This window comes from Paraburkholderia sp. BL21I4N1, from assembly GCF_002973525.1.
In the GTDB taxonomy this organism is placed as follows: domain Bacteria; phylum Pseudomonadota; class Gammaproteobacteria; order Burkholderiales; family Burkholderiaceae; genus Paraburkholderia.
The window spans coordinates 200,660-216,003 of sequence record NZ_PVEN01000007.1; the positions used below are offsets into that span (position 1 = coordinate 200,660).

The following is a 15,344-nucleotide window of genomic DNA, read 5'->3' on the forward strand; positions in this document are numbered from 1 at the left end:
CCTCGCTAGCGCTACCGCCACCGCGCACAAAAAAATCTTCACCGGTTGTGAGCTGTTTTCGAATCTCGCGGGACATGGGAGATGAGAGCAACACATCGTCTATCTTCCAGCGAGCTTTGAACATGGGACAGTATCGAAAGGCCGGCCGCGACCCGCGCGGCAGCCACGGGTCGGCACACGCGAGGCGGCCGGCACGCCTTGCGCGGCATCTGGCCACCGCCGCGCTGATCTCGGCGGGGCTGCCGCTCAACGTGGCACTTGCCGCCGACGGTTCGGCCGGCGCCCTTACCGAAGCGCCAGCGCGCAAAACCTACGACATTCCGGCCGGGCCGCTCGAAGCCACACTGAACCGCTTCGGCCGCGAGACCGGGTTGCTGCTGTCGTTCCCGGCCGCGTTGACAGCCGGCCGCACGAGCGAAGGTCTGCGCGGCGACTACGAAGTGCCGCAAGCGCTGGAGCGCATTCTGCGCGGCACCGGCCTCGGCGCGGTGCAGCAGCCGAACGGCGGCTACACGCTGGTCGAACACGTCAAGGCCACCGCTGACGGCACCACCCTGCCGACGGTCTCCGTCAATTCGCAGGCAGTGAAAGCCGGCAGCTACCGGCCGCCCGCCGAAGCCAACATCACGCGTTCCGATACGCCGCTGCTCGACACCGCGCAAGCCGTCAACGTAGTGCCCGCCCAGGTGTTGCGCGACCAGCGGCCGCGTAATCTGGACGACGCGCTGGCGAACGTGAGCGGCATCGTGCAGGGCAACACGCTCGCGGGCACGCAGGACACCTTGCTCAAGCGCGGCTTCGGCGGCAATCGCGACGGCTCGGTCATGCACAACGGCATGCCGCTCGTGCAAGGGCGCGGCCTGAACGCCGCCGCCGACAGCGTCGAAGTGCTCAAGGGGCCAACCTCGCTGCTGTACGGCATCATGGACCCGGGCGGCGTCATCAACGTGGTGAGCAAACAGCCGCTGCTGACGCCGTATCACGCGATCTCGCTGGGCGCGTCGACCTACGGCCACGGCCGCAACGGCGCGGACGCGACGCTCGACACCACCGGGCCGATCGGCGATTCGCGCCTCGCCTACCGATTGGTGCTGGATCGTACCGACGAGCAGTACTGGCGCAACTTCGGCGAGCATCGCGAGACGCTGGCGGCGCCATCGCTCGCGTGGTACGGACGCGATACCCAGGTGGTGGTGTCGTACGAATACCGCCAGTTTCTTTACCCGTTCGACCGCGGTACGGCGCTCGATCCGAAGACCAACCAGCCGTTGACGATTTCGAGCCGCGAGCGTCTCGACCAGCCGTTCAACGAGATGACCGGCGAATCGCATCTCGCGCAGCTTGGCGTCGATCATCAGATCAACGCCGACTGGAAAGCGCACTTCGGCTACAGCTACAACCGCGAGACGTACGACGCCAACCAGTTGCGCGTGCAAGGCATCAACAGCACGACAGGCGCGGTGTCGCGCAGCAACGACGCGACCCATGGCGCGCTCAGCACGGACAGCTACGCGATCGCCTATGTCGACGGCCATTTCAACTTGGCGGGTCTGCGCAACGACCTGCAGATCGGTGTCGACGACGAATACCGGCGCATCTATAGGCGCGATCTGCTGCGCCAGGCCACCCGTTATCCGTTCAACTATTTCAGTCCGGTGTACGGTCTGGAAAGTCCGTCGAGCACGGTGTCGGCGAGCGACAGCGATCAGACCGACACGCTGCACGATCGCTCGCTGTTCATGCAGGACAGTCTGCATCTGAGCGACAAGTGGATCCTGATCGGCGGTGTGCGTTTTCTGGACTACAACCAGATCGCGGGCAAGGGGCGGCCGTTCGTCACCAACACCGATATCAACGGCAACAAGTGGCTGCCGCGCGCGGGCCTCGTCTACAAATGGACCGACACGGTGTCGCTTTACGGCAGCTATTCGCAATCGCTCAAGCCGAACTCGACGATCGCGCCGCTGTCTTCCGGCGTGGTGATCGACTCGTCGGTGCAGCCCGAGCAGGCCACTTCGTGGGAACTCGGCGCGAAAGTGGCGATGCCGGCCGGCCTGACCGGCACGCTTGCGCTCTTCAATATCGACAAGAAGAACGTGCTGGTGCAGCAGTACAACGACACCACCAAACAGACCGACTGGCGCACCGCCGGCAAGGCCCGTTCGCGCGGCGTGGAACTCGACGTGGCCGGTCAGATCGGGCCGCGCTGGAGCGTGATCGCCAGCTACGCCTATATCGACGCGAAGACCACCGAAGACCCGCTGTACGCCGGCAACCGGTTATGGAATGCGCCGCGGAATACGGCGTCGTTTGCAGCGGTCTACGACTTCGGCACGATCTTCGGCGGCGATCAGTTGCGCGTGGGCGGCGACGCGCATTACGTGGGTGCGCGTCCGGGCGATTCGGCGAACAGCTTCACGCTGCCGTCGTACACCGTGGCGGATCTGTTCGCGACCTACGAGACGAAACTCGGCAATCGCCATCTGACGTTCCAGCTTAATGTGAAGAACCTGTTCAACAAGACGTACTACCCGTCGAGCGTAAACAAGTACTTCGTCTCGGTCGGCGACGCACGGCAAGTGTCGTTGCTGTCCACGCTCGAGTTTTGATGAACCGCCAACTACGGATCTCTCATGAAGCTTTGGACTCGTCGCACGAATCAATCCCTCGCGTCCGTGCGCAAGCGCCGCACCCTGTTCGCCGCGGCAAGCGTCGGTGTTGGCGCGCTGCTGAGCGCGGCGACGCCGCATGCGCGAGCCGCGTCGAATGCCAGCGTGAGCGGCAAGAAAGTCGTGATGGTCGTGCAACTGAACGGCCCGAATCTGACCGTCGATCAGAAGATCGCGGCGCATCTCGGCGCGCGCGGTTACAGCGTGCGAATGCTGGATGAGGCGCAACCGCCCGAGGCGGCGGGCGACGCCGATCTGGTGCTGATCTCGTCGACGGTGTCGTCGAAGCAGGTGGCGAGCGGCTGGCGCAGTTTGCCCAGGCCGCTATTGACGTGGGAAAACGACCTGCTCGACGACTTTGCGATGACAGGCAAACGTCATGACGTCGATTTCGGCGAAGCGGATAAGGAGCGCTATCTGTGGCTCGTCAATGCGCCGCATCCCATGGCGGCCGGCTTGCCGGCGGGCGTGACGAACGTCTACGGCAAACAGGCGGCGATGAGCTGGGGCAAGCCGGGGCTCGGCGCGGCAATCATCGCGACGCTCTACGGCCAACCCGAGAAAGCGGCGATTTTCGCGTATGAAAAAGGCGCGACGATGGACTACGAATCGCTCGCGCCGGCCCGGCGCGTGATGTTCTTTCTGAACAACGACACGTTCGGCAATCTGTCGCCGGCGGGCGGCAGTCTGTTCGATGCCGCGGTCGACTGGGCCGCCGCGTCCTGAGCGACCTGATCTCGTTGCCACCGCTTCACGCGGTGGCGGTTCGGGTCTGTTTTCAAATCGCCCGCTTCAACCCGTTCGTTTGCGTGCAGCGGCAGCCGCGCTCCTGCCCGCTCCCGGCGAATCACTCCGGCTGCGGCCGCGCGCGCGTGGCAGGCTGCCGCGCGGGGTCCCGCACCTCGGCGGCTTTGCCTGCCTCGGGTGCATCAGGCGCGTCGGGATGCACGAGGCGCTTTGCCCGCTCGGCCACCTGCCTCGCACCGCGCCGGGCCCGCATCGCCAGAAGTCCCCAGGTCGAATTGACGATCTGCACGGTCCACGCGGTGCTCGCCTCGTCGCGCGACCAGTACGATTTGAAACGCTCGACACCGACGCCGAAGTCGAGGTCGTAGTCGTTATCAAAGGCCCATTTGACGCATTGCTCAACCGCGATCAGGCCGGGACAGCATTTGCCGAAGTACGGGTCGTAGCCCGCGAAAATCGCGCTCGCCCACGGATTACCCAGACTGACGATAATTCCGGCCACCGGCGCTTCGTCCAGCGTGACCACGATCAGACGCGCCATCGAAGGCACGTCGGCCGAATAGATCAGCTTGCCGAGAAAGCGTTCGAACTCCGGCGAGTCGAGCCACACGCTGCGTTTGCCGACCCGATCGCTCCAGCTGCGCTTGCAGTTGAACATCCACTCGATAATCGCGGCGGTCTCGCTTTCTTCCGCCGGATCCATGACGCGCACGGCCACCTGGCCTTCTTTCGACAACCGGTTCGCGAAGGTGCCGGGCCGTTTGCCGAACAGCGTGCCGAGCGTGCGGCAATAGTCGTCCCAAGTGCCCTGCCCGCGCAGTTTCGCGGCCGACGCGTTGTGCGGTTCGGCAAACAGCACATGACGCTCGCGTGTCACCAGCCGGTGCAGATCGAGCGTGTTGCGCACATACGGCAGGTGAATGAAATCGGCGCCGCAGCGCCGCCGGGCCGTGTTCCACGCGCCCTCCACGCGGGCTGTGGTCGCCGCGTCGTTCTCGACGAGGACGCTGGTGTAGTCGCCGCCTTCGGGGCCGAGCGGCACCAGATAGGTCCACAGCACGCGCTTCACCGTTTCGAGCGGCCAGATCATGACCAGTTGCCCTGCTTCGCGACACACAATGCACTTAAGCCCGCGGCCATGCGGCTTCGTCACATGTTTCCAGGCGAGCCAGCAAAAGCTGAACGACTGATAGTAATAACCGTGTGCCCTTAACCAGAGCGCATCCCATTCCGGCTGCAATGCGCGAAAATCGGCTTCGTCGCTGATGATGTCGTAACGCCGTGTGCTTTGCGTACTGTGCGTGCTCGGCTCGGTCTGCGTTGTCGCGTCCACATTGGCTCCCGGAAAGCCGGACGCAGTGGCACGCGCGCGCAAACGTCGCGGACACGAATCATCGCCGGCATGGGTGAAAACGGATGCGCAAAGCATGCGCCGGGGCGCTATTCGCGTGTGTGCGGTGCCGAACATTACAGTACGGCAACGCGACATTTCAAAAGCTTGCAGCGACGCCGAACCAGCGCCGCGTACGCACCTCGGTTGCGCTATTCTTTGCGCCGAAGGCTCGCCACGAGGAGGCAACCATGAATAAAAGGTGTTTGGACTATCGGTTGCTGGGCGCGGCGGCCACCTCGCTGCTCGTGCCGCTCCTCCTGCTGAGTCCACCGCCCGCGCTGGCGAGCGAAGAAGGCGCCAATGCCAGCAGCGAAGCCGCCGGCCAGCGCGCACGATTTCTCCAGGATTTCTGCGGCGCCTCGCCGGAAGACATCGCGCAATACAAGGAGAAGCTCGGCAAGATCCTCACCGAAGCGAGCGACTTCGAGGCCCGCTGGCAAAACGGCTGGCGGCTCGGCGAGCGCGACGCGCTGCGGTTGCGCGCGTTGCAACTGAACTCCCCGGCCGAATTCGCCACGCGCGTCAAAAGCAATTGCGAGCGCGTCCGGTGGCAGGCCAAGAACTCGCTGCGGCCACGCGTGCCGAAGTAGTCCGCGCCGCGAAACTGTTATTCTTCACGCTCTTTCGACCCTCATCTGGTCGCCTGCCGCCTTCGGGCGGCATCCCCAGGCGGCGCGCATGCGCCCGGCACCCAAGAGACAGGTATCTGCATGTTCGGTTTTCTGCGCGGCTATTTTTCCAATGACCTGGCTATCGACCTCGGCACGTCGAACACCCTGATTTATATGCGCGGCAAGGGCATCGTGCTGGACGAACCCTCAGTGGTGTCGATTCGCCAGGAAGGCGGTCCGAACGGCAAGAAGATCATTCTGGCCGTCGGCAAGGAAGCAAAACAGATGCTCGGCAAAGTGCCGGGCAATATCGAGGCGATCCGCCCGATGAAAGACGGCGTGATCGCCGACTTCAACATCACGCAGCAGATGATCAAGCGCTTCATCCAGATGGCGCACGAGACGCGTATGTTCGCGCCGTCGCCGCGCATCATCATCTGTGTGCCGTGCGGCTCGACCCAGGTGGAGCGGCGCGCGATCAAGGAGGCCGCGCACAGCGCGGGCGCCTCGCAGGTTTATCTGATCGAGGAGCCGATGGCCGCGGCCACCGGCGCGGGGCTGCCGGTGTCGGAGGCGACCGGGTCGATGGTGGTCGACATCGGCGGCGGCACCACCGAAGTGGGCGTGATCTCGCTCGGCGGCATCGTCTACAAAGGCTCGGTGCGAGTGGGCGGCGACAAGTTCGACGACGCGATCGTCAATTACATTCGCCGCAATTACGGCATGCTGATCGGCGAGCAAACCGCCGAAGCGATCAAGAAGGAAATCGGCTCCGCGTTTCCGGGCTCCGAAGTCAAGGAGATGGAGGTCAAGGGCCGCAATATGTCGGAAGGCATTCCGCGCAGTTTCACGGTGTCGAGCAACGAAATTCTCGAAGCGCTCACCGACCCGCTCAACCAGATCGTCTCCGCCGTGAAGATCGCGCTGGAACAGACGCCGCCGGAACTGGGTGCGGACATCGCCGAACGGGGCATCACGCTGGCGGGCGGCGGAGCGTTGCTACGCGACCTCGACCGGCTGCTGGCCGAGGAAACCGGGCTACCCGCGTTCGTCGCCGAAGCGCCGCTCACCTGCGTGGTGCGTGGGTCGGGCATGGCGCTGGAGCGGATCGAGAAGTTTGGCGGGGCGTTTTCGTACGAGTGACACGGCGGGCGCGGCGCGGCTTTCTAAAACCCGGCTTCAGGCCGGAGCAGGCCGCGCCCGCGTGTGCATGGGCATCTAATGGCGGGGCATGGGCGAACGCCGCCCGCACCCGCGCCGCGATTTTCTGAATCACTTCCCCTCGCTTCCCCCCCCGTGTGCCGCTGCGACGCATAGGCTGCCCATGGAGCCGACGTTATATTTCGCCCGGTAGCCGCCGCATTATCTTATTCACTATCCCGATCGAATGCGCTTCTTTCTGGATCGGAATATCGCGAGGGAAATTCCATGTCACGAGCGTTAGAACGCATTTGCATTTATTGCGCCCTGCTTTTTAGCGGCGCCTTTATCCTGTCCGCCGCCGACGCAACCGAGTCACGCGTATTTTGGCAAGATTCAGACAACACGCTAAACCACACACGTAAATCAAGCCTTGAAGCCGGATCTCCCGTACAAGGGCGAATTCTCACCTTGGATTTTACCCGCTTAAAATCGGAAATAGCAGCCATTCCGATCAATTCCGAGGCAATAACGTCGCGATATAAATATCCGGATGTCCGGCTATCTTTACCTTTACCTGAAGGGGATTTTTCCGAATTTGTCCTGTCCGATTCCGGAACCCTGCCGCCGGCGCTGGCGCAACGCTATCCGGAAATCCGCAGCCTGAAGGGTCACGACAGCGCGGGACGCACCGTGCGTCTGGATATGTCGCCGCAAGGCATGAAAGCCATGGTGTACGACAAAGACGGCGCCTGGCTGGTGCAGCCCGCCGAAACGCTGAGCGGCAAGGTGCAAAACGCCCAGGCGCGCGGCGGACAATACTGGAGCTTCCGCCGTCATTCGCTGCCGGCTTCGGATCAGCCATTTTACGAGCGGGTCATCGATTCCGCTTCCATTTCCGCCGATCAACCATTAATCCCGCAACGCGACGCATTTCAGTCGCGCACCGCGACCGGCAATATTCGCCGCGATTATCGGATTGCCATTGCCGCGACCAGTGCCTATACCGCCAAATTCGGCGGCACGGTGAGCGGCGGATTGGCGGCCGTCAGCCTGATCGTCAACCGCGTCAATGAAATATTCGAGCAGGATTTAGGCGTGCATCTGACCTTGATTCCGAATAACGACAAGCTTATTTATACGAACCCCGCCACCGACCCATACCGGAGAACCGGCGACATGTTGCTGGCCAACGTCGCGAACCTGGACCGCGTGATCGGCGCTTCCGGTTTCGATCTCGGACACGTCGTCACCACCGCTAGCGGCGGTATTGTCGGTCGGATCGGCAATACCTGCCGCAACGAGGCGGGTCGAGACAACAAGGCGGCCGGCACCACGGGGCGAACCAATCCCGTGGGGGATGCGTTCTACGTCGATTTTGTCGCGCATGAACTGGGGCATCAGTTCGGCGCGTGGCACACCTTCAACCGTTGCGGCGGCGGACGAGCGACGTTGGCGGACTCGGCGCTCGAACCCGGCAGCGGCTCGACGATCATGGGCTACGCGGGCATGTGTTTGCCTTCGGAGAACCTGCAAAACCATACGGATCCCTACTTCCATGCCGTCAGTCAGGCTCAGGCGAATGCCTGGATTTCGTCGAGAGGGGGCGACTGCGCGGTCAAAACGGTCAATCGGGGCAGCGCGCCGGACATCGACCCGTTCAATCTGTCGGGTGGCGGGCTCGACTCGCTCACGATTCCTTCGGGCACGCCATTCGTCCTGAGGGGACACGCAAGCGGCAGCACCGGCGCAACGACGACTTATGGCTGGGAACAGTTCGATGCGGGCCCGCTGCAAGGCCCCGTGCTCAAGGACGACGGCGTCGGTCCGCTGTTCCGCTCCTACCTTCCCAATACCAGCGGCGAGCGCGTGTTTCCGCGTCTCGCCGCCGTTCTGGGTGACGAGCCGTTGGGCAACGGCGAGGCCTACCCTGCCACGAACCGCAGAATGACATTTCGCTTGACGGCGCGCGATCGCGTCCACGACACCACCGCCAGTTCCGACGTCACGCTCACCGTGCTGAAAACCGCGCGGCCTTTTGCCGTGAAACTGCCAGACGGCTCCGCGGCGTTATCCGGCGGCGCCATCCAGACGATCGGCTGGGACGTCGCGAACACCGACAAGGCGCCGATCTCCTGTGCCGAGGTGCGTATCGATCTGTCGGTGGATGGCGGCTACACCTATCTGCCGCGAGCGCTGGCCGCCGCAGTGCCGAACACCGGTAGCGCGTCCGTCATGCTGCCGCGCATGGGCGAGCCAACCTCGAAAGCGCGCCTCAGGGTCAGTTGCATCGGCAACGTTTTCTTCGCGGTTTCACGGTCGAACTTCACGATCCAGTAAAGACACGAGACGCCACACGCCGCAACGCGCCGTGCCGATAATTTTCCGCACGGTGCGCCTGATAAGCTACGCGAACGCCGTCGAGTGCTGGACGCGTTTGCGCTACTTGCGCGTCCTGTTCCAACACCGAAAAAATCGGAGACAACATGAAGGCAACCGTTCATCCGGATAACGACACCGCATCAGCGAACATCACCAAACGGATCGAAGAGCTGGCGGACTGGCGTGGCGAAACGCTCGCTCGCATCCGCGAACTGATTCACGCGGCCGACGCCGACATCCAGGAAGAGTGGAAATGGATGGGCACGCCCGTGTGGTCGCACGACGGCATTGTCTGCACCGGCGAATCGTACAAGCAGGCCGTCAAGCTCACGTTCGCGCGCGGCGCCGCGCTCAAGGATCCGAAGAAGCTTTTCAATGCCAGCCTCGACGGCAATACGCGGCGCGCGATCGACATTCACGAAGGCGAGAAGCTCAACGAGACCGCCTTCAGGCAACTGATTCAGGCCGCCGTGAAAGCCAATAGCGAAGCGCTCGCCGAACGTGCGGCGAAGAAGAAAAGCAAGCCGCGCGCGTAAATCATTTCGCTGAACCGCGCCCGTGGTCCTGCGTGAAGCGATCCCGCGCGGCCGCATGATCACTGGCGATCGATGCAATCGCTCAACCCAGCGGGCATTTCACGCCTCGTTCTAAGAATCGGCCAAATACTTCGTTGCTAGCGGCCGCCCTGCTCCCGTACCGTTCTCCGATTGCGCACCAAGCGCACCCGTTTTGGAGAACTCATGGCAGCAAACGAATCACAAGCAACCCCGACCCATTCCATCGCCGACGCCGCACGACTATTCGGTGAAGACGATCTGACGCGTCGCTTTGCACCGGTTTTCGCGCGCATTGCCGAAGGCGCGGTGCAGCGCGAACAGCAGCGCGAGCTCGCCTACGCGCCGGTCGACTGGTTGCGCGAAGCGGGTTACACCAGACTGCGCGTACCGAAAGCGTACGGCGGCGACGGCGTGTCGTTCACGGAGTTTCTGGCGTTGGTCACACGGCTCGGCGAAGCCGATTCGAACCTGCCGCAAATCCTGCGCGTACACGGCGGCTTTATCGAGTCGCTGCTGGAAAGCGACGACGAACCGTTGCGCGACCGCTGGTTCACCCGCATCGCGCAAGGCCAGATTATCGGCGGCGCGACCTCCGAGCGCGGCGCGGCGACCGACAACAGCGTGCGGCTCACGCAGACTGACGGCGCCTGGCATCTCGACGGCGAAAAGTACTACACCACCGGCACGCTCTACGCGGACTGGGTCGACGTCACCGCGCACGACGGCGAGAGCCACGTGCGCGTCATCGTCAAGGCCGATGCGCCGGGGCTCGATCGGATCGACGACTGGGACGGCTTCGGCCAGCGCCTCACCGGCAGCGGCACCGCGCGCTTCAACCATGTGCCGGTCGCGATCGACAATCTGTACCGCCGCTATCGCGCGTCGGAGCCGCGCCGCAACAGCCTGCTCACCACGTACTATCAGGCGTTGCACATCGCGAATCTGGCGGGCATCAGCCGCGCCGCGCTGCGCGACGCGGTGGCCTTTACGCGGGCCAAAACGCGCACCTTCGGCATTCCCGGCGAATCGAGCCCACGCGACAACCCGCTGGTGCAGCGCGTGATCGGACGGCTCGCGAGCCTCGCGTATTCGACGCAGAGCCTCAGCACGTCGCTGGCGCGTGCGATCGACGACGTCTCGTCGGCCCGCGCGCAAGGCCGCACCGATGAACAGGCCTACGTCCACCTCGACATTCAAACGTTTCAGGCGCAGCAGATCGTGATCGAACAGACGCTGCAAGCGGCGACACTGTTGTTTGAAGTGGGCGGCGCCTCGGCGACCAGCGAGTCGCGCCGCTTCGACCGCTACTGGCGCAATGCGCGCGTGCTCGCTTCGCATAATCCCGCGATCGTCCGCGAGGCCGCGATCGGCGACTTCTATCTGAACGGTAACGCGCATAACGAGCGCTTCGGGCTGGAGCAGCCGAGTGCTCCGGCGGCGGTCGCGACTTCAGCCGCTGTTTCTGCCGCCGCGTATTAGCCTGGGTCTCGAAGGGGATCCAACCTACGCCGTCATAGGGCACACAGCCGGCACACGCATGCGCTAAGCTTGCGCAACCGAACCGCCCCGCCGAGCGTCATGAAGAACCTGCCCGCCTACGAGCCACCCGTCGACGAAGCCGAACTGCTGCTGAAGTGGATCCGCCGCGCGCGCGAATCGCAGATGAGCCATTACGACATGGCCGACCTGCTGGCCGCACGCGACCGCCAGCTCGGCTGGCTGGTCACCGCCTTGACCGCGTTCGTCGGCACCGCCGTGTTCGCGTCGCTGACCGCGGCGGCGGTCTCGCCGGCGTTGCGGATCTTCGTAGGCCTGGTGAGCGTCGCGGCGGCGGTGTCGTCGGCGTTGCAAGTCTTTCTGCGCTATGCGGAGCGCGCGGAAAAGCACCGCGCCGCCGGCGCGCGTTATGGCGCGGTGCGCCGCCGCCTCGAAGCGATTTTCGTGGGCGACGCCGACGCGCGCGACGGCCACTACCTCGCCGCCACACGCGAAGAACTCGACCGGCTCGCCGAAGATTCGCCCAATGTGCCGCCCCGCGTGTTTTACCGCACGCAGCGCAAGCTCTCCACCGACCCGCTGCGCAGCCGCGACGCCTGATCCGCGCGACGCCATCAGGCGTCAGCGCACAGCGGCGGCGCGTCGATCCCACCATCGTGCTTCGGCCACCGGGGCCACGGCTTAAGCCTCACTTAAGCCAGCGCTCGCCATAATCCGTGACGCTCGGAATGCCTCGCTTCATCCCCGCGTCATTCCTCCCGGATTCGCCGCGCCGCCTTACTGTCCGATGCCAGAAGCCTTACGTTTTGGCGGCCTTTAAGGCGGCCTGATTATGGTATCGTCCGGCCTGCGCTTTGAATGCGCAGGCCACACTCAATCGGGCGCGAAATCGCTCCCTAAAAAAATATCATGCATGTCCAAAACGCCCGCCGCTGGGCACCACGGGGTACACGCGCCTGGCTAGTCGCGGCCGCTGCATTGGCGGTTGCCTGCGACGTGCGCATGTTGCTTCACCCATTAATCGGCCCGTTCCTGCCGGGCACCGCGTTCTGCATCGCGGCGTCGCTGGTCGAGTATTTTTTCGGTTTGGCGCCCGCGCTGACCGTGATGCTGCTCGGCCTCGGCATCGCCGACTATCTGTTCGTGCCGCCCTACGCGGCCATCACCACGTTCAACCACGCAGACGTGGTGCTGCTGATTTCCTATCCGCTCGTCACGCTGCTCGTCATTATTCTGATCGAACGCTTGCGGCGCTCGCAGTTCCGCGCGGAGTTGATCGCGTCGGTCGCGCAGTCGCGCTATGAAATGCTGCTGCGTCACGACAACGAACGGATGCTGGCGCGCCGCGCCGTCGACGAAACGCACCGCTTGTTGCGCCATCTGTCGCATCACCACCGCACCTTCATTTTTATTCAGGCGCTCGAACGCGACGCGCTGCAACCGGCCGACGATCTGAAACAGCACAGCGTGCTGCCGCGCCTGCCCAATGAAATCGCGCCGGGCCCGCGCTTTGCCGACGTCGATCCCGACGACATTCAGCGTCTGGGCAAAGCGTTGCGCCCAGGCACGCACCGTGTGCGCCTGAAAACCGGCGACGGCGCGGCGAAGCTCACCGAATGCGTGTGCGAACGCTTCACCACGCACGCGGGTGACTTCCTCGTCTTGCGGATCGGAGTCTGAGCGATGAATCAACCGACCCAGCCGACCCGCCTGTTCTTTCCCGGCGACGACCACGCGGTGCTGATGCTGCACGGTCTATCGAGTTCGCCGCTCGAATTGCGTTTTCTCGCGCGCTATCTGAATGCGGAAGGTTTTACCGCTTGCGCACCGCTCCTGCCAGGCTATAGCGCCGGTTCCAAAGAAGCCGCAATGGAAACGTGGATCGACGCAGCCGTGCGCGAATACGACGCGCTCGCCGAGCGCTATACGCATGTATCGATCTGCGGGCTGTCGATCGGCTCGGCGCTGGCCCTCGCGCTTGCGCATCGGCGGCCGCAGGCGCAAGCGCTGGTGCTGCTGTCCTTGACCCTCTCTTACGACGGCTGGGCGATTCCCTGGTATCGCTTCCTGCTCAATTGGGCGTACTACACGCCGATGCGCAGGCGCTGGCGCTATCGCGAAGCCGAGCCGTTCGGCCTGCGCAACGAAGCGCTGCGCGCGAAGATCGCGCGCGCCATGCAGCGCAGCGACTTCAGCGAAGTCGGGCCGTCCACGATCTCGCTGCCGGCCTTGCACGAGGCGAGCCGTCTGGCGTCGGAAGTGCGCACGCTGGTGCGCGACATCAAGACGGATTGCCTGATCGTGCATGCGATCGACGACGAGACATCGAGCCCACGCAACGCCCAATTCGTGGCCAGCCATATCGGCGCGGCCTTCTTACGGACAATCTGGCTGGACGATTCGTATCACATGATTACGTCGGACAACGAGCGCGAGATCGTCGCGCGTGAAACCGCGCTGTTTCTGCGCGAAAGCGAAGCCGTTCGGAGCGGCGACGACGGTCGCCAGCCGGTCGTCTCGAAGGCGCTCGCGCGGCGCCTGCGGCAACTGGCGGCACTCGGCAAGGAGCGCGCATGAGCGCGCGCGTGAAGCTTGCTGGGCACGGCCTCGTCGTTCAAGGCCGGCCGGCGCGTGCGTCGCTGGTGCGGACATTGGCGCTGAGCGGCGCGGTGCTGGCCTTGGCGGCAGCACAGGCCGCTCATGCGGACGACACGACGCCCGCGACATCCGCAGCGAGCGCAGACCCCGGCACCGCTACCGCCACGTCTTCCGACAGCAAATGGAAGATCGGCGTCGGCCCGGGTCTCGTGGTCACGCCTAAGTATCCCGGCTCGCGGCAACTGAGCTACATCCCGTTTCCGGCGCTGGATATTTCCTACGACGACCGCTTCTTCTCGCAAGGCCCGGACGTGCTCGGCGTGAATGTGTTGCGCGGACCAGCCTCGGCCTATCACCTGGGCGCGGCGCTGAGTTTCGATTTCCAGTCGCGCAAGGAGTCGGACGATCCGCACCTGCACGGTCTCGGCGACGTGGATGGCGGCCCCAAGCTGAAGCTGTTCGCCGACTATACGTGGTGGGCGTTCACCGGATCGGTGGCGTTGTATCAGGACATCGCCGGGCATCATCAAGGCACGACGATCAGCACCGATCTGGTGGCGTCCGCGCCGGTGGGCGGCTGGCTGTTCTCGGTCGGACCGGGCTTCACGTGGGCCAACGGCACGTACACGCGGACCTTTTTCGGCGTCTCGCAGCAGCAGAGCGCAGCGTCGGGTCTGCCCACTTACGACACCAGCGCCGGCATACGCGACATCCATATGAACGCGATGGTGACCTACGACTTTTCGCGGCATTGGAACGGCTCGATTGCCGCGACCTTCGGGCGCCTCGAACACAATGCGGCGAATAGCCCGATTACCGAAAAGCGCTTCGAGTTAAATACGCTTGCGTCGGTGAACTATAAGTTCTAGTTGTCGTTGATTGCGCGCGGAGCGGGCCGACCGGCGTCGGCCTGTGTCGATTCAAGCGCGCAATCGGTACGACGTCGCTCAGGCGTCGTCGCCCAGATCGTCGATCGCGATCCCCAACTCCCCAGCCATGCGCCGCACGACCGCCCGCAGTCGGTTCACCTCTTCCGCGAGCCGCTTCTGTTCGGCCTTCACCGCCTCGAACGCGGACAACGGCACGGATTCGTCGTCATCGCCCGGTTGAGCCAGATCGCTCGCGCTGACTTCACCGCACAGCAGATGCATCCAGCGGTTCTCGCGTTCGCCGGGCGTGCGCGCCAGTTTGACGACGCGCGGCGGGTCGTTGGTTGCAAGTTCATCGAGAAACGCCTCGACCGACGAGATGTCCGCGAAACCATGCAGACGCGCGCTGTTCAGCCGCAATTCGGCCGCGGTCTGCGGGCCGCGCAACAGCAAGGTGGTTAGCAACGCGCCCGACTGGCTCGGCAAGCCCAGCACCCGGTTCATGTTCTGCTCGAAACGCGGCACGCGGCTGCTGCTGCCTTCCATGACGAGGCTCAGCCGCTTCAGACCGTCGACGGCGGTCAACACTTCGGCTTCGCTGGCATTCATCACCGGCGCGCGGCCGGTTTTCTGATTGCAGCCCAAAGTCAGCGCGTTCAACGACAGCGGATAACTATCCGGCACGGTGTGCTGCTTTTCGACGAGCACGCTGAGCACGCGCCCTTCGAGCAAGGTCAGCGCGCGGATGGGGGGGCGGGAAACAGCGTCGGGAGTGGTATTCATGGATCTTGTTGCGGCGGGAGTCGCCGGGTCTCGTAGATGGGAGGCGTTGCCTTGCACAGCCTGGCGGCGCGTTCTGGATGGCGGCCCCTATGATAAAC

Annotated in this window: 13 protein-coding genes; 11 read left to right on the plus strand and 2 right to left on the minus strand. The window is 64.1% G+C overall.

All coding sequences use genetic code 11. The features are described 5' to 3' along the window. Positions 1-74 precede the first annotated feature (74 nt). Positions 75-2,609 (plus strand): TonB-dependent siderophore receptor, encoded by a 2,535-nt coding sequence (locus B0G83_RS19815; RefSeq protein ID WP_374954929.1) that lies wholly within the window; start codon positions 75-77, stop codon positions 2,607-2,609. Positions 2,610-2,633: 24 nt separating this feature from the next. After that, positions 2,634-3,395: a hypothetical protein gene (locus B0G83_RS19820; RefSeq protein WP_105509093.1), complete on the plus strand. Its 762-nt coding sequence runs from the start codon at positions 2,634-2,636 to the stop codon at positions 3,393-3,395. A 121-nt stretch (positions 3,396-3,516) separates the two neighbouring features. Here B0G83_RS19820 and B0G83_RS19825 read toward each other — a convergent pair whose 3' ends face one another. Beyond that, positions 3,517-4,749 (minus strand): GNAT family N-acetyltransferase, encoded by a 1,233-nt coding sequence (locus B0G83_RS19825; RefSeq protein ID WP_258167993.1) that lies wholly within the window; start codon positions 4,747-4,749, stop codon positions 3,517-3,519. Positions 4,750-4,832: 83 nt separating this feature from the next. Between B0G83_RS19825 and B0G83_RS19830 the strand changes: the two genes are divergently transcribed. The 9 genes from B0G83_RS19830 (at position 4,833) to B0G83_RS19870 (ending at position 14,463) form a co-directional block, all read left to right on the plus strand. Continuing rightward, positions 4,833-5,399, plus strand: coding sequence for a hypothetical protein (locus tag B0G83_RS19830; protein WP_146120264.1), 567 nt, complete (start codon positions 4,833-4,835; stop codon positions 5,397-5,399). A gap of 120 nt (positions 5,400-5,519) precedes the next feature. Next, positions 5,520-6,563, plus strand: coding sequence for a rod shape-determining protein (locus tag B0G83_RS19835; RefSeq protein WP_105509095.1), 1,044 nt, complete (start codon positions 5,520-5,522; stop codon positions 6,561-6,563). Positions 6,564-7,253: 690 nt separating this feature from the next. Beyond that, positions 7,254-8,900, plus strand: a complete 1,647-nt coding sequence (locus B0G83_RS19840; RefSeq protein WP_181156969.1) for a reprolysin-like metallopeptidase — start codon at positions 7,254-7,256, stop codon at positions 8,898-8,900. A 146-nt stretch (positions 8,901-9,046) separates the two neighbouring features. Continuing rightward, on the plus strand, positions 9,047-9,478 hold the full coding sequence (locus tag B0G83_RS19845) for a DUF1801 domain-containing protein (RefSeq protein ID WP_105509097.1): 432 nt from the start codon (positions 9,047-9,049) through the stop codon (positions 9,476-9,478). A gap of 204 nt (positions 9,479-9,682) precedes the next feature. Next, positions 9,683-10,978, plus strand: a complete 1,296-nt coding sequence (locus B0G83_RS19850) for an acyl-CoA dehydrogenase family protein (protein ID WP_105509098.1) — start codon at positions 9,683-9,685, stop codon at positions 10,976-10,978. Between the two features lie 99 nt (positions 10,979-11,077). After that, complete coding sequence (locus tag B0G83_RS19855) at positions 11,078-11,596, plus strand: SLATT domain-containing protein (RefSeq protein WP_105509099.1); 519 nt, start codon at positions 11,078-11,080, stop codon at positions 11,594-11,596. 309 nt (positions 11,597-11,905) lie between these two features. Further along, positions 11,906-12,676, plus strand: coding sequence for a DUF4118 domain-containing protein (locus B0G83_RS19860; RefSeq protein WP_105509100.1), 771 nt, complete (start codon positions 11,906-11,908; stop codon positions 12,674-12,676). 3 nt (positions 12,677-12,679) lie between these two features. Continuing rightward, a complete protein-coding gene (locus tag B0G83_RS19865) occupies positions 12,680-13,573 on the plus strand; it encodes a carboxylesterase (protein ID WP_105509101.1) in 894 nt (297 codons plus the stop codon). Then, positions 13,570-14,463, plus strand: a complete 894-nt coding sequence (locus tag B0G83_RS19870; protein WP_105509102.1) for a MipA/OmpV family protein — start codon at positions 13,570-13,572, stop codon at positions 14,461-14,463. The genes B0G83_RS19865 and B0G83_RS19870 overlap by 4 nt, the downstream gene beginning before the upstream one ends. 78 nt (positions 14,464-14,541) lie before the next feature. Here the strand turns inward: B0G83_RS19870 and B0G83_RS19875 are convergent, their stop codons facing one another. Continuing rightward, on the minus strand, positions 14,542-15,246 hold the full coding sequence (locus B0G83_RS19875) for a YceH family protein (protein ID WP_105509103.1): 705 nt from the start codon (positions 15,244-15,246) through the stop codon (positions 14,542-14,544). Positions 15,247-15,344 lie beyond the last annotated feature (98 nt).